This window comes from Granulicatella sp. WM01 (assembly GCF_004570605.1).
Taxonomy (GTDB): domain Bacteria; phylum Bacillota; class Bacilli; order Lactobacillales; family Aerococcaceae; genus WM01.
The window spans coordinates 1-205 of sequence record NZ_SPPB01000217.1; the positions used below are offsets into that span (position 1 = coordinate 1).

Annotated in this window: 1 pseudogene; it reads right to left on the reverse strand. The window is 31.2% G+C overall.

Features of this window, described 5'->3' with window-relative positions:
* Positions 1–184, reverse strand: a pseudogene (locus E4T68_RS09200) (ISL3 family transposase); the annotation flags it as partial.
* Positions 185–205: the final 21 nt, after the last annotated feature.

Below are 205 nucleotides of genomic sequence, written 5' to 3' on the forward strand. Positions count from 1 at the left end.
GTCTGTAATATGTTAATAACTCTCTTGTATATTCATACGCTTCTTTTAATTCGTCATCATATAATAATATCTCGTTAACAATCATCGTTTCCGTCAGCTCTGTCTTAAACAGATAATGATACACGTATTTTTTATCATCCAAATCTTCTTCATACTTCATCAATAATCGTCCATATCTCTTCATTCGTCTACCCATCTTTTGTTG